This window comes from Chryseolinea sp. H1M3-3 (genome assembly GCF_029360725.1).
In the GTDB taxonomy this organism is placed as follows: domain Bacteria; phylum Bacteroidota; class Bacteroidia; order Cytophagales; family Cyclobacteriaceae; genus Chryseolinea.
On sequence record NZ_JARKMY010000018.1, the window covers coordinates 190,998 to 211,870 of the forward strand.

The 20,873-nt window shown below is 41.1% G+C and carries 11 protein-coding genes; 5 read left to right on the forward strand and 6 right to left on the reverse strand.

Annotated features, from left to right (window positions below):
- The first annotated feature begins 253 nt into the window (after positions 1 to 253).
- The 4 genes from P2W71_RS24840 to P2W71_RS24855 all read left to right on the forward strand — a co-directional run bounded on the left by P2W71_RS24840 (position 254) and on the right by P2W71_RS24855 (position 11,543).
- Entirely contained in the window at positions 254 to 3,622 is a 3,369-nt protein-coding gene (locus tag P2W71_RS24840; RefSeq protein ID WP_276374119.1) for a hypothetical protein, read from the forward strand.
- Between the two features lie 13 nt (positions 3,623 to 3,635).
- Positions 3,636 to 9,479, forward strand: a complete 5,844-nt coding sequence (locus tag P2W71_RS24845; RefSeq protein ID WP_276374120.1) for a DUF6443 domain-containing protein — start codon at positions 3,636 to 3,638, stop codon at positions 9,477 to 9,479.
- An 11-nt stretch (positions 9,480 to 9,490) separates the two neighbouring features.
- Entirely contained in the window at positions 9,491 to 10,333 is an 843-nt protein-coding gene (locus tag P2W71_RS24850) for a hypothetical protein (protein ID WP_276374121.1), read from the forward strand.
- 184 nt (positions 10,334 to 10,517) lie between these two features.
- A complete protein-coding gene (locus tag P2W71_RS24855) occupies positions 10,518 to 11,543 on the forward strand; it encodes a pentapeptide repeat-containing protein (RefSeq protein WP_276374122.1) in 1,026 nt (341 codons plus the stop codon).
- Between the two features lie 89 nt (positions 11,544 to 11,632).
- Here the strand turns inward: P2W71_RS24855 and P2W71_RS24860 are convergent, their stop codons facing one another.
- From P2W71_RS24860 to P2W71_RS24880, 5 genes are read right to left on the reverse strand one after another with little or no spacing between them, the layout of a single operon-like run.
- Positions 11,633 to 14,020 carry an ABC transporter permease gene (locus P2W71_RS24860; protein ID WP_276374123.1) on the reverse strand — a complete coding sequence of 796 codons (2,388 nt, stop codon included), beginning with the start codon at positions 14,018 to 14,020 and terminating at the stop codon, positions 11,633 to 11,635.
- Positions 14,021 to 14,060: 40 nt separating this feature from the next.
- Complete coding sequence (locus P2W71_RS24865) at positions 14,061 to 15,455, reverse strand: sialate O-acetylesterase (RefSeq protein ID WP_276374124.1); 1,395 nt, start codon at positions 15,453 to 15,455, stop codon at positions 14,061 to 14,063.
- A gap of 30 nt (positions 15,456 to 15,485) precedes the next feature.
- Positions 15,486 to 15,974 carry a YkgJ family cysteine cluster protein gene (locus P2W71_RS24870; protein ID WP_276374125.1) on the reverse strand — a complete coding sequence of 163 codons (489 nt, stop codon included), beginning with the start codon at positions 15,972 to 15,974 and terminating at the stop codon, positions 15,486 to 15,488.
- 35 nt (positions 15,975 to 16,009) lie between these two features.
- Complete coding sequence (locus P2W71_RS24875) at positions 16,010 to 16,978, reverse strand: YafY family protein (protein WP_276374126.1); 969 nt, start codon at positions 16,976 to 16,978, stop codon at positions 16,010 to 16,012.
- A gap of 60 nt (positions 16,979 to 17,038) precedes the next feature.
- The gene (locus P2W71_RS24880; protein ID WP_276374127.1) at positions 17,039 to 18,724 is read right to left on the reverse strand and encodes a sodium/sugar symporter; all 1,686 of its coding nucleotides are present in this window, start codon (positions 18,722 to 18,724) and stop codon (positions 17,039 to 17,041) included.
- A 248-nt stretch (positions 18,725 to 18,972) separates the two neighbouring features.
- Here P2W71_RS24880 and P2W71_RS24885 point away from each other — a divergent pair, with 248 nt between their 5' ends.
- Positions 18,973 to 19,764, forward strand: a complete 792-nt coding sequence (locus tag P2W71_RS24885) for an HAD-IIA family hydrolase (RefSeq protein ID WP_276374128.1) — start codon at positions 18,973 to 18,975, stop codon at positions 19,762 to 19,764.
- A gap of 5 nt (positions 19,765 to 19,769) precedes the next feature.
- On the opposite strand, the gene P2W71_RS24890 is transcribed toward P2W71_RS24885, so the two are convergent.
- A complete protein-coding gene (locus tag P2W71_RS24890; protein ID WP_276374129.1) occupies positions 19,770 to 20,666 on the reverse strand; it encodes a TIM barrel protein in 897 nt (298 codons plus the stop codon).
- Positions 20,667 to 20,873 lie beyond the last annotated feature (207 nt).

Consider the following 20,873-nt stretch of genomic DNA (forward strand, 5'->3'; position numbering starts at 1 on the left):
TTTTTTTTCCTCACGTTATTTGGAGTAGAAATTTCTTTTGCTAAGTTTGATTACAAACTAAACGGGAGTGAGGTTTGACCGATAGCTGTAATTTATTATTCTATGAGTTCTAAAGGCCCTTAAGATTTGGCAGATTCATGCTCGCCACTACGTTGTTGGAATTATAAAATCCCAATCATTTGTAGAGTTCAATCACGCTCCACCCTCCGAAATTTATTTTCAATGCATACGCCTTAAACCTAAAATCAATCACATGGACTTAAAGTTTCATGAGCATAAGGGCAATCTTCTGCTCGTACTGTTATTATTTTGTCTAAAAAGTTTTGGACAAGAGATCTCGACCAACACTGTTGTTTCTCCTTCGCCAAGTCTCGCTGGAATGGCAAGATATAGTGAGGTTCCAGTAGACCAAAGCACAGGTATACCCCAAATTTCAATACCGATATATACCATTGAGAGTCAAAAATTGACCTATCCAATTTCTCTTAGCTATCATGCATCGGGGATTAAGGTAAATGATGTCTCCGGGCCAGTAGGCCTAGGGTGGACGATAGGGGCTGGAGGGGCGATTACAAGAATTATGAGAGGGAGACCGGACGAGAAACCCAATGGTTTTTTTCAATATGCTTCTGCTATTCCTAACGCTACCGACAATATTTCCGCTGACCAAAAAGACAATTTAGCAACAAGAGAATGGGATATGATGCCGGATTTGTTTTATTATAATACAGGAACAGCTGGTGGAAAATTCGTCTTTGATAATCAGCTTCAACTACGCACCATCCCGAGAAATGTATTGAAAATATCGCCGAATAATACCGGAACGTTATCATCATTCACAGTTATTGATCCTGCAGGCACTACATATGAATTTGATCCTGGAGAAACAGCGACAGCAACAATTCCTGGCATCGCATCTCAGGTCTCCTATATTTCAAGTTGGTACTTATCGAATATTATTTCTGCCGATAAAATAGATACCATTCGATTTAACTACGTTGTCAACTCTTCGCCATACTCATACACTACTGCAGAAACATCGGGCGTGGCCTACTATATTAATGTTCCACCAAACGCAGCCGTGACAAATGCTAAAATTAATCCGCTTAGCTCAAACATGTCAGTGTCGGTAACAGGTACCCGGTATCTGTCGGATATTACCTATAAAAGTGGGAAGCTTAAATTTGTTTTTAGTGGTGGGAGATCTGATGATGCCAATGGAAAAAAATTGGATCAAATAATCATCTATACAAAGAACCTAGTGACAGGCGGTTTGATTGAAGAAAAGAAGATCAATTTTTCATACAGTTACTTTGCGAATACTGACGGTACTACACGTTTGCGTCTTGATAGTTTTCGTGAACAGTACAACGCTACTACATTTAACCCGCCGTATATTTTTACTTATACTACTAAAATGTTACCGGCAGTTGGTTCTGCCGCCCAAGACCATTGGGGTTATTACAACGGCGCTGAACGAAATACGAACTTGATTCCAGCATATACCCACAATGGTCAAGTACTCTCCAGCAATGACCGAAATATTGATGCCCAATTCGTGGACGGTTGTATGCTGAAATCTATCGTGTCTCCTTTAACAGGCGTCACGGAATTCTATTTTGAGCAAAATAAATATTTTGATGGAAGCGCGAGTATTAATGGTCCCGGCTTGCGAATCAATAAAATTGTTAATCGTGATTTATTCTCGGCAATAAATGCAGTGACCAACTATGAATATTTAAATCCTTTGACAGGCAAGAGCAGTGGAAAACTTTTAAACGCTCCAAGTTACCTCACCACCCTGGACGTTGTTGACATGAGCCATGAAATCCTGAAAACATATCAATGCGTTTTAATTCAAACAAACGGAACGAGCATAGGTAATTTTTCAGGCGCCCCGCTGATTTATGAATACGTAACGACATATAATAATAACGATGTTAACGCCTTGGGAAAGACCGTTTCGAAGTATAGTGTATATAGCGTTACGACTAACTCTTTTCCATATTTCCCCGTAGATGATCTTTCCTGGTTAGCAGGCGATTTGCTTACGCAAGAAGTCTATAAAGTTCAAGGCAGTCTTTCCACACTTGTAAAAAAAATAGAGAATACATATGTTGTAAGTGCACATTCATATACTATAAAAGGGTTGAGTGCCGTTCGGAAAAAAGTTTTCTTTTACGGCTTCCCAGGCGCCAACGACTTTTATATTAAAAATCATTTTTCATATTCACAATTCCCCTATCTCAAGGAAACAAAAATATTTGACTATGAGCAAAATAGTAACACGATAAGTAGTGTAACCACAGTCAACAATTATTATGACAGAACTAACGTTCATCTTTTTCCAACAAGAATAAAAACGAGCACATCCATTTCAACAGATACTTTAAAAAAAGAATTAAAGTATCCCCTCGACTACACTGCCACAGGTGTCATCGGAACAATGCAAAATTTGAATATTATCGCTCAGCCGCTGGAAGTGAAAAACATTTTAGTCAAGAATGGCACTTCCTATATAATCGGTTACGATAGGACTGAATTTTTTGAATGGAAAACAGGCAAAGTTTATCCCAAAAATTTCTACACAGGAAAGCTACCCTTGAATTTGACCAAAAGTACATTTGACGCTGCTCCTGCCCCCTACACCAGGCATGCATCAAAAGTGAATGCTTATAATAAGGTGGGACATCCGATCGAAAGCCAAATCGTCGGCGGCCCCCCGCAATCTGTGATCGTTGACAAACTGATCAATCGTGCGACTGCATCATCAAGCCCGGCCAGCGCAAATCAAATTGCATATTCCAGTTTTGAATCAAGTGATTTCGGCAATTGGAAAGTGACTACTGGTGTCGTAACCTCAAACAAGAATGTGTCTTTAAATTTTACCAAAACGTATCACTCTATTTATCTTTCTACCAGTCAAACGATTTCTTATTCCTACACCACGACAAAAGGTAATGGACCAAGTCCTGTACTAGTTTTTTCCAGGTCAGGAGTTTCACCTATTAATATTTTGCTCCCCAATGCATCAGGATTAGGGTCTGCAACTTTAACGGCTGGGTCATGGAATGTTGAGTTGGTTTATGATTTTAATGTTACGGCACTAACCGCAAACTTTTCCTATCAACAAACTTCTCCAGCTTTGGCTAATATTGTAACCACACGCAAAAAGACAGGCTACAATAGCTTACAGCTGACATCCGTACAACAAGTTTTCCGTGACTCCCTCCCATCAGGTACCTATACCGTTGCTTATTATCAGCATAGTGGCACCATTACACTGACACCATTAAACGGAGCGGTTGTCGTGAGTACTACGATCAGTCCGGCTGAAGCAGATGGTTGGACAAAAGTAGAAAAGGAAATTACGATTAGCGGATTGACACAAGGCATTCAGCTCAGTGGACCATCCATGTTTCTGGATGAATTAAGATTATATCCTAAAGGCGCAGTGATGAGCACTACTTGTTATGACATGTTTAAAAATGTAATTACAAAAACGGATGCCAACATGCGGTCGATATTCACTGAATACGATGAGAGAAGAAGAATAAGAGTTGTGCGGGACCATGAGCAAAATATTTTACAACAGTACGATTATACGTTAGCAGTTAACTGAAACCCTAAGTAGTATGAGAACAGTTCTTAAAATTAGCCTGTATTTTTTGTTTTGTACGTGTATCGTAACTTATTCATTCGGACAAGTTTCAACAAGAGCGGTACCCCCCGGTGGTGGCGGTGGAACTCCACCTGCCAATCCACCAAACCCCACAGCCTCTACAAATGCTTGCGGCGCCAAAACTTTGACGAGAAGTGGTACTCCGCCGTCAGGCACCGCGTGGTACTGGCAAACCACTGCTAATGGCACTTCCCTTGACTATTCAACTGCAACTTATCAGGCTCAAACAAGCGGCACTTATTATATTCGGGCGCATACCCCGTCCACCGATTTGTGGAGCACGGGCGCGGGATATATTACAGTTACCGTTAATCCAAGTCCAGCAGCTCCTGCCGGTCCTTCCATTCAACACAATTGTTACAACGCCGTCTTTACAAGAGGAACTCCTCCGAGCGGCGTAACATGGTATTGGCAAGATACGAATGCCGCGGGTACAAGCACTTCCAATTCCGCTGACATTTACACTGCAAATACATCGGGAACTTATTACATACGTTCTTACAACAGCGCGGGCTGCTGGGGTGGCAGTACCGCGATTGCATTTACACAATCTGCGAGCCCTGCAATCCCACCAACTCCTCTTTCATCAGGAGTGTGTGGAAGCGCCACCATTTCCTTCAACGGGACGCCTCCACAATTTATCCGTTGGGCTTGGCAAACAAATTCAAATGGAACCGATCTAACTAATTTAACGACCAATCATACAGTAACAAACTCGGGAACATATTATCTGCGCGCCTACGATCTTAATTCACAATGTTGGAGTGCAGGTGCTTCACAAATTTCTGTTACAGTAACGCCTCTCCCAGAGACTCCGCCGATCCCCACAGCAAGTCCAGGTTGCGGACAGTCGACGTTGACACACCCCAACGCTGCCCCTTCTGATGTGACGTGGTACTGGCAAGATGTACATCCTGGCAGCAGCACAAGTTCATCGGAAGTGACTTACAATGTCACCACAGGCGGTACTTATTATTTGCGCGCGCGGACTAACACGAATGGCTGTTGGAGTACGAATAGTTCCAGCGCCGATGTTTATGTAAAATTAAAACCCGGCCCTCCCTCGGGTACAAATGTGATACGAAACGATGCGGGGCTCGTAACCTTAAATGCAATAGTGGGAACAAATGGCCATGAAGTAAGGTGGTATGCACAAGGGGGCGGACTTCTTGCCAGTGGGGATTCTTACAAAGCGATCATCGGAGCAACTGCAACGTACGAATTAGCAAGTTTCAACAGAGTTTCAAGTTGTGAAAGCGATCGAACTATCGTCACAGCCACCGTTGTGCCAAAGCCCGTGATTAGTGCGACCGATGTGTACTTTATCATGAACAAGGCAATAACCCTTTCGCTGCCGAACAATACTTACACAACCTACTCCTGGAAAAAAGACGGCGTGCAAGTGGGGACTGGTGCAACAGTGACCCTGACAAATGCGCCTGGAACGTATACCGTAACCGTTACAAAAACGGGTATGACGGGAAGTGGTACTTCTGAACCGCTTATTTTACGAGCAGCAGGAAATAACTCGGTTACGTCAAGAGCGATTATTAAAGAAGGCGTTACCGATGCAGGGTTAATTAATTCTCTTACCGCGTCCGAAAGAACAAGAGAGATTACCTATTCAGGAGGTTTTGGAAACATAATTCAAACGAACATCGGAAACGTTTCACCTCTTCAAAAAGACATTATTGTACCAATAGAATATGACGCTCTTGGCCGTCAGTTGAAAAGTTATCTTCCGTACGTAAGTGCGGCAGGCGATGGGCAACTCAGAACGCTAGCCCTGAACAACAACGGCTATACTAACAGTGAGCAATATAAATTCTACCAAAATGCAACAAAAATTGAGCGTGACACAAAACCTTATACGCTGAAGGAAATCGAACCTTCACCATTAGGCAGATCACTATCTTCCCTTGGTGTTGGTAACGACTGGCATGCAAACCAAAAGAAAAATACCAGACAGTATTTATTTAATCGTACTGCGGATGGAATTCGCGTCTGGACTGTGGCAGCTTCCGGCTTGCCAACTAGTTCAAACACGTATGGAGATTATGAATTGGCCATCAATATATCGATCGATGAAAATGGAAATAGAGTGAAGGTTTATTCCGATAAGATCGGTCGTTCCATTTTAAAGGAAATTGAAGTGGATGCGACCACATGGCTGCGAACGTATTCTATTTATGACGATTTCGGAAGGCTGGTTTATACGATCTCACCCGAAGGTGTAAAGGCAGCAAATTTTTCTCCAACCCAGGCTTTTCTTGATCAATGGGCATTTCAATATCGGTATGATAATCTCGGTCGAACTATTGAATACAAAGCGCCTGCTTCAGGTTGGGTTTATACCGTCTACGATGTGTTAAGCCGGCCTGTAATGACACAAAATGCAGATCAGCGCACTCGCTCCGAGTGGTCGTTTGTAAAATATGATGTGTATAGCAGACCAGCAGTTAGCGGGGTAAAAGTAATTGCGTCCAGCACACGGTCGAGTGTACAAGGAAGTGTTGATACTCAGGCCAACGTGTTTGAATTAACAACCAATAACGCAGTAGGGTATACGTTAAACAGAACTTATCCAACTGTGGTTGAGGCAGACCTGCTGTCCATTAATTATTATGATAACTATGCTTTTTTAAGTTATGCGGGCTGGAACGTTGAGACACTAAGTTTCAACTTTGTTCCAGAGCAGGGAATCACAGCCTACGAAACAAAAGTGACAGGACTTCCAACAGGCGGAAAAATTAAAGTACTGGGTTCTTCGGTTTGGTTGAATGCAGTTCAATACTATGATAAGTATTATCGCCCTTTGCAAATTATCGCTGAAAATCATCTAACGGGAGTTGACCGCAACACGAACAAGTTCAATAACCTGCGGCAACTTGTCGAGACTCGTTTCGCACATCACAATCAATCCGTGATTGTGTTACAAAAATATCACTATGACCATGCAGGAAGGCTGACGAAAATTTATCACAACATCAATGGAGCTGCGGCCGATCAATTAGTTGCGCAGTATGAATACAATGAGTTGGGACAATTAGTGGACAAAAAACTTCATAACACCACAGGTACAACGTTTATTCAATCCGTTGATTTCCGGTACAATATCAGGGGGTGGATGTTATCGATAAACAATTCGCAGTTAAACATCAATGCATCCAACAACGACGAAACGAACGACTTTTTCGGGATGGAAATCGTTTACACCAAACCAGAGAGTGGTCTGACTGACACGTTATACCATAACGGAAATATTCGCGCAGTCAAATGGAAAGGAATCGGATCTATAGCGGGAACGCCCGATCAAAAAAGTTATAAATATGCTTATGACAAAGGCGACCGATTGTTAACAGCGGCATCTCAAATGCATACGGGGACTGCGTGGTTAAAAGAGACAAACACCCTGAACGAAAAGGTAATCTATGATCACAACGGTAATATAAGATCGCTGCGTCGCAATCATAGAAAGCATCAACTAGCTAACCTGGTGGCTAGCTATTCAGCGGAGACTGTTGACAACCTAAGTTACCAATACAGCGCAACGCAAGGAAACCAACTGTTGAAAGTAGAAGATGCCATAGCCACATCGGTAGGCAGCGGTGATTTTAAAAATATATCAACAGCGGCAATAGAATATACCTACAATGCAGATGGCAATCTGTTGGCTGATCAAAACAAAGGCATCAGCAGCATAACATACAATGCATTGGGTAAACCAGCCGTAATCAGTTTTAGCGATGGTAAGAAAATAGAGTATACATACGATGGTGCGGGAAACAAATTAAAAGTGAGGAGCTATGAGGGAACAACACTTAAGCTCACCACCGATTATTTGGGCAGTTTCGTTTATGAAAATGGAGTCCTAAAATTTTTCAGTTCCCCGGAGGGAAGGGTTATAAAAAATGGGACAGGCTTTGAGTATCAATATGCGCTCGCCGATTATCAAGGCAATACCCGTGTTGTATTCTCATCCACAACACCTGCGGCCTATGCGCCAAAAGCCACTTTTGAAGGAGATACCAATGACCAGGCATCGCATTATAAATATAACGCCGCTAATGTTGTCTCGTTTGTCGGTGCTGCGACTAGCGGGACGAAGGTGATAAGGATGAACCAGAGCTCCAAAATCGGTCCCTCAAAAAGTCTGAAAGTATATCCTGGCGACAAGATAGATTTGGAAGTATTCGAATACCATGAAGGAGTATCTGGCTTTGGCACATCGAGTACACCGATTACAACGTTAGTGACGATGGTATCCGGTGCGTTTGGTGGTGTAAGCGGTGCCCCTGGTGAGCCGGGTCTCATTTACAGCGGTGTTAATGCTGCCATCAGTGCATACATGCCGCCAGGAAACCAAGGAAGTACCCAACCGGCTGCGTACCTGAACTATATTCTGTTTGACGCAAACTACAAAGTGCTGGACATGGGTTGGAAGTTGTGCCCAGCCACTACCTTCACCAAACAAAAATTGGTGTTCAATACATTGAGCATCAAAGAGCCCGGCACTATTTTCATCTACCTCAGCTATGACAACGATTCAAACAATTGGGTTTATTTTGATGACTTAAAAGTTACACACACAAAAAGTAATGTTGTCCAGTATAATGAATATTATCCTTTCGGACATCAAACTTCAGCGAGTTGGACGCGGGAGAATTCAAGCAACAACTTTCTTTACAACGGTGCAAGTGAGTTCAATAAAAACTCGGCGTGGTATGACACGTTTTTCAGAAATTATGATCCCTTGCTTGGAAGGTTTCATCAGATCGACCCGTTGGCTAATGCCATGTCTTCCATTACGCCATACAATTATGCTGCGAATGATCCAGTCTTTTATAATGATCCCAATGGCGACTATGTTGAACCGACCATGGCTCCGGTGCGACACGCCCCTGATGGTGTAGGGGCGCTTATCGCAGGGGGAGCAGACGGCTTTCAAAACCTTGTAAATAGCATGTATGGCGGTTCTCCGATACCAAGCAACAACGGTGGTGGCTATTCGCCAGGCAGCTTCATCAATGGTGCATTGAATTCCAAATTCGGTGGCATATGGACCCGTGCCGGCGCCTCTCTTTTTAATAACCAGGAGGAGGCTTTTGTTTTTGGTTCCGCTTATAATACATATCATAATTCCTGGCTCCACACGGAATATAAAAGCTTATCAGCCACCATTGACGAATTTGGATATGAATTGTATCGATCTTATGGAATAGCGGGTAAGAAGTTTGCAATTAATATAACCTATGGCAACCTCGAGCAAAAAATGCTGGCCGACGGTCATGAAGCTGCACTAAAAGCATATATTGCATCGTTCGAGGTGAACCCTTGGGGCATTGTTCATGGCACCCTGGATGGGATTGGACTCGTACCGGGTATCGGAGAGTTTGCTGATGCATTCAATGCCTACCTCTACTATCGGAGAGGCGATAAATTAAATGCTGGATTAAGTGCCGCGGCAATGGTACCGTTTGCCGGGTGGGGCGCGACTAGCATTAAGTTGACTTCAAAGATTATTCAGAAGTCAAGTAAATTTGATGGATTACTTAAAGAGGCTGCTGCTGCTTATCCAAACAAAGCTGGTAAAGTAGAATTTCACCATATTGAACCAAAATATCTAGGTGGACCCAAAAATGGTTCATTAATTCCCATAAATGCCTCATATCATCAGCAAATCACTAATGCCTTTAGGGAAGCTTGGTCTTACGGAAGCCGCCACCCCAATGCTGCGGAGCTAAATCGGATAATGAAAGATGTTTATAATCAATTTCCACTATACGTACCGTTTTAACCCATAAGACCATGAAGGAACTTCATGAATTCAGAATATATGAGAAATATAGTAATTTGTTGTTCCAACCAGACGAAGGAAAGAAAACGGGAATCTATCGTGTAATAGAAGTGGAACGGGACGATCCCAAGTTTGAACAAATCCGTGCCCTAAACGAAAAAATAAAAAGAGATCATAACGATTTCCTTTTTCTTTACTCCAATGTTAAAAGAGTTTATACGGAAATTGAACTACGCCAGGCGGTACTATTCCATATTGAATTAACTTCCGTATTTGAACCAGCCGGAGAAGAGTGTGGTACAAAATATGATGAGGCATCTGCATGTGACATTTGCGGAGCAAATCGAAGGCAAATTGGCCCTTTGATACTCAAGAAAGGGACCGTACCAAAGAAAGACATTGCCTGTACAATCGCTGGGGAGATTGTGGTATCAAAACATTTTGCGGAGAGCTTTATCCGCCATAATCTAAAAGGTTTATCATTTGATACAGTAATTTTTGGTAAGCAGGCTTCAGACCATTATCAACTTATAATAACATCACCTGAATTATCCGTTACAAAAAGTACAATCGCTGGAAATAACGTTTTCGATCTTGGTTCGAGTAGTGAAATGGAAATCTATCGATGCCCAAAAGGACATACGATCGGACTGAACCTGGTATCAGAAGTATTTCTAGCTAACAATTCACAAATTGGTAAATATGATTTCTTCGCAACGAAAGAAAAAGTTGGTATTAATAGAGGGTTGTTAAGGCCGCAACCTTTATATCTATGTTCGTCCGCATTTAAACGAATGGTTGAAAAAGAAAAAATTACAGGACTAACTTTTGAAGTAGCGCACATTGAAAGATAACATAAGAATCAGCTTTATAATACATTTTATTTTTTAATAATATGCTGTAAGAAAAATACCACAACCGATAGTCTAAAATTTAGATATGCCAATGCACATAGTACGAGCATTACAATCAGTGCAAGCTTCATTTTATTAAAATATATGGTGTCAACAAATACCATTTGCTACAGCTATCCATAAAATGAATAAAGAAGAGCTAATTAATCGATGGAAAACTGCGGAAGGTAAAATAAAACTTAAGCAAGTAATAGAATGTTTAGAAACAGGTACACCTAATTTACTTGAAGCTGTGCTGCAGCGATATTGTGGCCGTTGGGATCTGAGAGGGGCTCCTTTATCCAAAGTTAAAAAAGAAAGAAACATAGAGGTCGGTGGGCACAGTCTAGTCCAGAAAATTGGAACACTTAAATTAAAAAGTGTAAGTCTTACGTCTGTGGATTTTTCATATGCTGAGTTAAATTATTCCTGGTGGGAAAAATGCCAGATAAGTAATTGTTTGTTCGAAGAAACCAAAGCTAAAGAAATACGAGTTATTGCATCTGATTTCATTGATTGTATATTCAAGAAAGCAGACCTGAATTGTTCTTACATCAATGAAAATATAGGATCAAATTCAGGTTCCTTCAAACGCGTACAGTTTTTAGAGACGAACTTAAAAGAATGCCTATTTTATTTCCCTGTAATTGAAGATTGTGTATTTGATAATTGTAATCTCGAGGCGACAAATTTCAATGGAAGCCGATTTGGAAATTGCAAATTTATAGGATTAGTGGACAGCCCATGGTTTAAAGGTTACCCCGTCAATGTACACAAATCTTTGTTTGGTTTTTTTAATCGCATTAATCCTAAAGATTTTCCTAATCCAATGAAAAATATTGATTTTTCAGAGGCTGAATTAATTGGAGTTTCTTTTATAAACGGGATTGATTTAAGTAAATGCATATTTCCGAATGATCCTGAAAAATACGTCGTTGTTAAAAATCTACACTACGTCTTTTCAACGGCAAAAAGAATAGTAAATGAATCGTGGAATGAGGAAGATCGTAGAAAAGGCCATAACCTCATCGACAACATATATTTTTCAAAAGATCGGCAAAATCAATATATGGATCTGCTAGATAAAAATCTGTTGACTGAGGATGAGAACGAAAATGGCTTTGGAGAAAGATTTTTCAAGCTTATACAAACCATAAATGCCAACCAATGACGAACATATCGATGAAAGTCTAAAATTTGTCGAAGATATCGTCGTATAAAAAAGAAACTTGTTGAGGTCTTATCAAAAAAAATTAAACCCTACTCCTGCTTCAACGATTTTGTCGGATTTGTTAATGCAGTTTTGAGAGATTGCCCTCCAACCAATAAAAAGGTAAGCAATATTATCAAAATCGCCGGAGCAATAAATGCAATCCAGTGTAATGAAATGCGGTAGGCGAAGCTACTCAACCAAAAATCCATAAATTGATATGCCAATGGAATCGAAATGATAAAGGCAATTGCTATGAACATTAAATATTGTTTCGATAACATCAGTATGATGTCCATGACATTCGCACCCAATACTTTCCTAATACCAATTTCTTTTGTGCGTTGAACCGTCGAAAGCATTGAGAGCCCCAATATTCCCATACTACAAATCACCAAGGATACAATTGCAAAAACACGCATTATCTTTTCAGTTGTTTGTTCTAATTGATACATGTTTGCTATTGACTGCTCTAGAAAAGAAAAATCGAATACCTCATTAGGGAAATGATTTTTCCAAATCTGTTCGATATCGGCAATGGATTCTTGAGACGACACGCTAGATAACTTTACCCCGACCTGATTGAAAACTCCAGGAAAAGAATAAATTGCTATCGGTTCGATTTGACCTTGTAACGAACGGTTATGAAAATCGCGAACGACACCAACGATAGTTCCTGTAATACCTGAATTATCAAAAAGGATAGTCTTACCAAGCCCATCCTGAACGTTCGTGATACTAAGTTTTTTAAGCAATGTTTCATTGACAATTACTTCCGTCAATGAATCATGAAGCACGATATTTCTTCCGGCAACGAGTTTAAGTGAATATGCATCAAGAAAGTGATCATCGGCCCATCGATCTCTCACGATAAAATCCTCCCATTCTGAACGATGATCGTACTTAATAAACCCGCCGTCGGTCACCATGGACATGGGCGCTTGATAATGCAAACTCGCCGTTTCAATACCTGTCGTTCGCTCTAATTCGTTTCGAAATGTTTGGAGGTGCGAATAACCAGCTTTGGGAAGATTAATGGTGATGATTCCATCTTTAGAAAAACCCAATTCATTTTTTAACAAATAATCTACCTGATTAATAACAACGAATGTACAGATCAGAAAAAGAAGTGATACTGTGTATTGAATGCAAATAAGTGCTTTTCTTAATGCATGATTAATTCCGGCGATCTGATAGGTTTTACCCGCCAAGGCTTTTAGGGGATCAAACCCAGTGATGATTATGGCAGGATAATATCCCGCTAATAAAATAAGAACGACACCAAAAAATATGAAGTTAACGATATTTTCATACGTTAATATTTGAAATAACGTTAGGTCTACCTGCAACCAGCCATTCATAACCGGCAACGCCAGGTAACTACCCAATAACGCAACTCCGATGGAAAGAAAAACCATTATTACGGTTTCAACCATAAATTGGAAAAACAATTGTCCTCTGGTGCTTCCCAAACACTTCCTGATGGCTATTTCCTTAGAGCGTTTATAAGCCAAAGCAATAGAAAGATTGACGTAGTTAATGCACACAATGCAGAGCAACGCTATGGCTACACCTGACAAGATCCATAGAATAGTCCTTTTTATTACGCCTCCATAGTGAAGATCAAAATGCATGTCGCTAAGCGCCTGGAGGTGAAAATCCCAATGTTTAAAATTGGCACCAAGATATTTTTGAACAAATGATGGCAACTGCTTATTTATTTCAGCCGGTGTCGAACCCTCTCTAAGTTTAATAAATATCCAGTTGTTACTACCTACCCAAGTAAAATTCTGATCCTGATACTTGGGATTTAAGACTTTAAGCGTGGGCAGCGACACCAGTACATCAAATTTTAAATCAGTGTTTTTTGGAAGGTTAGCCACAACGCCTGTGACAATTAAATCTGTTCTATTATTGATGTTGATTGATTTGCCCAATATATCAACCGTTCCAAAATATTTTAATGCCTGCTTCTCTGTAAGAACAACACATTGAGGTTTGTTGAGTGCCGTGCTTTTGTCGCCGTTAATAAAATGGATCGTAAACAATTCAAAAATTTTATTGTCTGCATAAGCCGTGTTACTCTCTTTGAACCTGTTTATTTTCCCTGAATGGTTTATCGTCAATGTAGGTGCGCTATAAAACCTCATGAAGAACGACGTTTTTTCAATCTGGCTATATTCGTTGTTCAACGTTTCGGCCATCGGAAGGGCTGATCCGCTTTCATATTCTATTTCACCGTTCGGTGTATGAATGTCATGTACAAGTCTATAGATGAGGTCTGTATCCTGATGATAAGTGTCCGTGCTGCGGTGAAAGTCAACATACAGAAATATGATAGTACTGCATACAATACCTAAGGACAAACCCAATAAATTAATAAGCGTAAACCACCTATACTTGGCTTGAACTTTAAAAGCGTTTTTAAGATAATTCATCTTTTGGCAAACAAAACTTTAACAAGACTATGCATCGGCATCATTTATCGTCATCCCAGGAATCTGTCCTGAAATTCGGCACGGGAAGGCCACTTTTACTAAATAGATTTGGCATTGAAGAATTACTCCACGCAAAACGCACAGCTACAGGATTTTTCACTTCTTTAGCGGAAACCACAACCGTGCCTTTATCTATTTTCGCTTTTGCGGGATAGAACTTATGATCGTCCCCAGCAATCACAAACTCCGTCAAGTCACCACCTTTTGCTTGCAATCCAGTGCCTGCATGGTCAAAAGTTATCCTGATTTTATTCTTTTCAACTTTCATCGACTTGTATAAGGGGCTCCGAAAAACAATTCCAAGTTGCCCATACGTATCGGCTAACGCTACATTTGCTAACCTCTCGCCTACTGTTTTCTTATACTTAGGATGAATATCTTTTACATCATCTACCAAATCTGAGATGACAACCATGCCGGTCTTAGGAATCTCCAGCATCTTTACTTGCTGCTCCCGAAGTAATGTACCCGATTGGCCACTATATCCACTGAATGGCGCAATCTGAACATAGTAAAAAGGAAATTCGGTTTGAAATTGCTTACGCCAATCTTTTATCAAACTCTCCATGAGAATTTTGTACGTTGACGGCGCTGCAGTATTTGATTCGCCCTGATACCAAAGCACACCGGTAATACGAAACGGTAATAGCGGATTAATCATAGAATTGAAAACAACACCGGGTTTTACGGGCGCCCATGGTTGGTCGCCTTTTAGCTTTGTTGCAGATTCGCGCAATTCATTGTTTCCCTCTACAAGTTCTTGTGAGATCCAAACCTCCGCTGGTGTACCACCCCAACTTGAATTAATGAGACCAATAGGAACATTGAGATTCTGGTTTAACTTTTTTCCAAAGAAATATGCCACAGCACTGAAATTGTCCACTGTTTCTTTGTTACAGACTTTCCAATCGCCCTCACCTTTAGCCTGTAACGTACCGGCTGAGGAACGGGGAACATTGAACAAGCGGATATTCGGATCGTTGATCTGATCGATAATCGGCTTTCCATCTGCTGCGGCATTCATGCTCCACTCCATATTAGATTGACCTGATGCCAGCCATACTTCACCGGAAAGAACATCCTGTAAAGTCAGTTCATCATTGCCAGCTTTAATTGTGATTGTGTGTGGTCCTCCTGCCGGTGGTGTATTCATTGCTGTTTTCCAAAAAGTACCATTGTCAGCCTGCGTTCTAATCGTCGTGGTATCCCAACTCACGTTAATTGTTAACTTTTGAGAAGGATGTGCCCATCCCCAAATGGGTACAGTGGTCTTTTGTTGGATGACCATGTGATCATCGAATATTACGGGCAGTCTTAATTGGGCCTGTGATTCAAGGAAACAAAACAGAATAACAAGCAAAGCAAAAAAACGCATGGATTAAAAATTTAGGTAGATGCTAATGTATCAAATCTTAAAGATTTTTTTTAACCGTTCTACCATCTCCATCACCGCTGGACAAACTAATGTATTCTTATAAGTAAGATCCATAATCTGAACCATTTTTTTTCGATCCGTATGTGGATATTCCCTGCACGCTTTTGGCCTGACATCATAAATTGAACAATAATTTTCGGCATCTAAGAAGATACAAGGAGATGATCTAAGAACGTAATCTTTATCTTCATCTATACGCAGGTACTTTTCAATAAAATCACCCGGCCTCATGCGCATAGACTTAGCGATGCGCTCGATGTCATTTTCATAAAAAATGGGACTGGTGGTTTTGCAACAATTGGCGCAGGTAAGACAATTTATTTCTTCAAACACATTATGATGGGCAGTATGGAAAGCGTCATCTACCTGACGTGGATCTTTTTGTTTAAGACGCTGCAGGAATTTTTTATTTTCCGGCGCTTTCTTCTTCGACTCAATATTAAAGGCTTCCAGGTTCAAAAATCGTTATAATTCGTTACATCCACGAACACTAATTATTGCGCTATAGTTTGTTGCTGATAATGATAATTTAGCTCTTCCAACAATCCAGAAATAATGTCTTTAGCTTTTTCCGGCGATTCAATTTTAACACCATTTCCAAACATCAGTAACCATTTGCACAACGATTTCATGTGGGCGGTCAGAAATGTAATTTTTACTTTGGCACCTACTTCCTCTTCTGAAACGAATCCATATGCATATTTTGTTGTGCCTATATATTTTGCATGAGATTTCTCGAATACCACTTCCACCTTTTCCATTTCCCGGTTACCCTGCACAATGGTAGCCAGGTATTCCTGGAGCGATAATAAATTTCTAGGGTCGAACTTTACACCTGTCATCTTCAGTGTTTTTATTCGGTCGGTTCGAAAATCACGATAGCCAGACCGTAGTCGGCACCAGGCAATTAAATGCCATGCATTGCTATAAAAGAATAATCCAATAGGTTCAACTTCGCGCCATGTAATCTCATCCATGTAGCTGCTGGAATATTCAATTCGAATCACTTCTTTATCGACAGCAGCTTTTTGAATACTTGTTAAAAAATGGTTCGCAAATGGAGGTTCTTCCTGCCAGGCCTTCCTTACTTCAATGTAGGATTGAAGATTTTCGAGGTGATCTTTTTCTGACTCATTCAACACTGCTTTAATTTTCAACAAGGCGGATTCAAATGCTTTGCGAATAGAATGATCTGTCATTTTCTCCACTAATTTTCCCGCAAATAACATAGCGCTTCCCTCCTCCTGTGTAAACATTACAGGTGGTAAATGATATCCATCAACTATAAAATATCCTTTACCTGCCTCCGAGCCAATCGGGACACCTGCTTCCATCAATGCTTTTACATCACGGTATACGGTGCGTAAACTGATCTCAAACCTGTCGGCAATTTCCTCCGCTTTCACTATGCGTTTGGTTTGCATTTGGATTAGAATGGCAGTCAGGCGATCGATTCGGTTCATGTCCTAAAAATAAAAAAGCCACGGCATTAACCGTGGCTTCTTAACGAATAAAATGAGAGCTTACCAAAAGATCGTGTAAAGGGCGGTAATTATGCCAAGCACAAGTAAAGAACCAGCGGCAAATCCTGGCGACATTCTGAACATACTTGGCTCAACGATTAGTCCGTTCGGTTTTACGCCTCTCCTATTCTCAATGTTCGTGATAATGCTCATACCAATTACACAGAAAATAAAAACAAATCCCATTCGGTCAAGAAAAGGAATTTCATACACACCTTCAGCATTTAGCTTTGCAAAGTTCATCGGCTCCAGGAATGAGAGATCGGCAAATTGAGGTAGCACTTTCAAGATAAGCGAGAACACAAAGCCACCAACCGTTGCGAATAACGCCGCATTGGAGGTAGTGCGTTTCCAGAAGAAACCGAGAATAAACATGGCAAATATACCGGGAGACACAAATCCCGTGTACTCTTGTATGTATTGAAAACCTTGTTTTCCTTCGCCCATCAATTTCTCTCCTACTAACAATGAAAGAAGTACTGCAAGCAACATGGAAACGATAACTGAAAGGCGCCCGAGCCAAACCATTTTTTGTTCACTGGCCTCTTTGTCAATTGCCTTCTTATAGATATCAAGCGTGAAAATCGTCGCGATACTGTTGGCCTTACCGGCGAGCGATGCTACAATGGCGGCTGTCAACGCTGCAAAAGCAAGACCTTTTAAACCCACAGGAAGTAAGTTTAATAGCGAAGGGTATGCTTTGTTTACATCGATAACTCCTTTTGAGTCCAGCATCTCCGTTGCGAAGTATCCCTTTTGATGGAGTACAAACGCTGCAATACCTGGCAGTACTACAATTACCGGCATCAATAGTTTTAAGAATGCTGCGAACAAAATTCCGTTTCGAGCCGTCTTTAAGTCAGCGCCCAACGCACGTTGGGTTATATATTGATTACATCCCCAGTAATTAAGATTGGTTATCCACATACCGCCAATAAGAACGGTGAGTCCGGGCAAGTCCATGTAATTTGCATTGTCGCGGTCAAAGATCATATGAAAGTGGTCATCTGCTTGTGCACGCAGCAAGTTGAAACCGTTAACTATACCTTCCTGGCCAGCTTCCTTGGAAACAAGATTCAAAGCAATGTAAGTGGCAACTAAGCCGCCCAGCACCAAAAAGAAAACCTGGATTACATCGGTATACCCGATTACTTTCATTCCGCCAAGGGTAATGAAAATGGCAAAGATCGCCAGCAGGAAAATGCATAAATAGATATTGAAGCCTGTAATACCAGTGATGGCTAAAGCTCCCAAATAAAGAATGGACATTAAGTTCACGACGATATAAAGCAACAGCCAGAACACGGCCATGATCATCGCTACAGTTCCATTGTACCGCTCATTCAAAAACTGCGGCATCGTATAGATTTTATTCTTTAAATAAACAGGAATAAAAAATATGGCGACAATAATAAGGGTCGCCGCCGCCATCCATTCATAGGTTGAAATGGCCAAACCCATCTTAAAACCAGAACCCGACATACCGATAAATTGCTCGGCAGAAATATTTGACGCAATGAGGGAAGCGCCAATTGCCCACCATGTCAGGGATCCCTCCGCAAGAAAAAAGTCTTTTGAGTCAGCTTGAGATTTCTTTTTTCGCTGATAAATCCAGTAGCCATAGCCGGCCACGATGACAAAGTAGACGAGAAAGACTACATAGTCCGTAATTTCTAATTTTTGCATTGGGTTTTAAGATTTAGGATAAGGATAATGGTTGCGTTTAACTACAATTTCTGGTAGAGATCTTGAATTTCACTTAAGCAGGACCTTGTTGGTTTAGTTTAACAGATAAAAGTCTGGTTCTTTTTCGAAAAGACCAAAGAAAATAATCGGTTCGCAGATTTTATTGGAAAGAAAGATGCAACAGGCAGGGAGTTTCGATCGCTACCTGATTTGTTTTTACATTGCATCCATAATTATTTATAATTCATATGAAAAACGGACTATTAATCGATATGGACGGCGTGATTTATGGTGGCGACATCATGATTCCTGGCGCAGATACTTTTATTGCGAAGCTTATAAAGGAAAAGATCCCGTTTACTTTCATGACGAATAATAGCCAACGGACTCCATTGGAAACGGTCCGAAAATTAAAAAAGTTGGGTATCACAGTCACAGAAGAGCACGTTTATACAAGCGCGATGGCTACTGCAAAATTTTTGGCGAGTCAAAGTACGCGAGGTACTGCATACGTTTTGGGGGAAGGCGGATTGCTGAGCAGTCTACATGATCATGGATTGGCGCTGGTGGAAACTGATCCGGACTTTGTTGTGCTGGGTGAAGGTCGAAATTTTACGCTTGAGATGGTGCAACGTGCTGTTGATATGATTCTTGCGGGCGCAAAGTTCATCACTACCAATCGCGATCCGTCACCTAAAAGAACGGGCTGGAACAACCTCGGAATCGCCGCAACCACGGCCATGATTGAAGAAGCGACTGGCCATAAGGCTTTTGTCGTAGGAAAACCTGGCCCCGTCATGATGCGGTCTGCTCGCAAATTCATTGGCCTGGAAACCGCTGATACTACGGTCATCGGCGATACGATGGATACTGATATTCAGGGCGGCGTACAAATGGGTTACAAAACCATCCTGGTTTTATCTGGCGTTTCCAGAAAGGAAGACCTCAATCACTATGCGTTTAGACCCGATATGATTATTCCTTCGGTGAAAGATCTGGAACTACCCTTACCGTGGTGGTCCGAAAAAGGAAGTAAATAATTTAATTATACATCACAGATCTGCACCCCTTGTTTCAAAGACGCAATTTTATCTTCGCGTTTGGGAATGAATTCTTGTGCAACATATCCCTTGAAGCCGGTTTCTACAATCGCCTTCATAATCGCAGGATAATTCAATTCCTGCGTCTCATCAATTTCGTTGCGACCTGGAACGCCGCCGGTATGATAGTGGGAAATATACTGTTGATATTTCTTTATCGTTGCAATTACATCACCTTCCATAATTTGCATGTGATAGATATCATACAATAACTTGAATCGGTCAGATCCTACTTTATCACACAACGCTGCTCCCCATGCGGTGTGATCGCACTGATAGTCCTTGTGGTTTACTTTACTATTCAGCAGCTCCATCACCACGGTAACTTTATGCTTTTCTGCAATAGGCATCAATTTTTTGAGTCCAATGGCACAATTCTCAATCCCTTTTTCATCGTCTAAACCCCTTCTGTTTCCCGAGAAGCAGATGATTTGAGTTAACCCGGCAGCGGCTGCCTTTGGAATAACTTCAGAATAACTTTTAATCAATTCATCATGAAGGCTTGGGTTGTTGAATCCGTCTTCAATTCCTTTTCCGGCACCCCACGGGAGGGCTGATGTAAGACCATATTTTTTTAAGACCGGCCATTCTTCAGGACCCGTTAGCTCAATCGATGCAAGTCCAATCTGGTTTGCAGCTTTGCATAAATCCTCTAAAGGAATATCCTTGTAACACCAGCGACATACGGAGTGGTTGATCTTGCCTTTAAGCTTTTCTTCCAGCACGGATTCGGCCGCACTCAGGCGATGTGATAATGAGACACCTGCCAGCGCTACTGCAGTAGAACCGACCATTTTTTTCAAGGCGCTGCGGCGGGTTGAAGACTGGTTTTGATTTTTCATTTTTTGAGAAATGTTAATGTTCACACATTTAAGATACTAAAATCGCATTTTGAATTTTAATTCACATCCTGTTTGATTGAATTTTATTGGATTTAATTACTGCAGGATCAGGGAAGGGAGCAACGGCGACTACATACACGAAAAGTGAATACATAGTTAAATGTGGCACTTACATAGCGCAGCTTACTTTTAAACGAAAGAACTCCT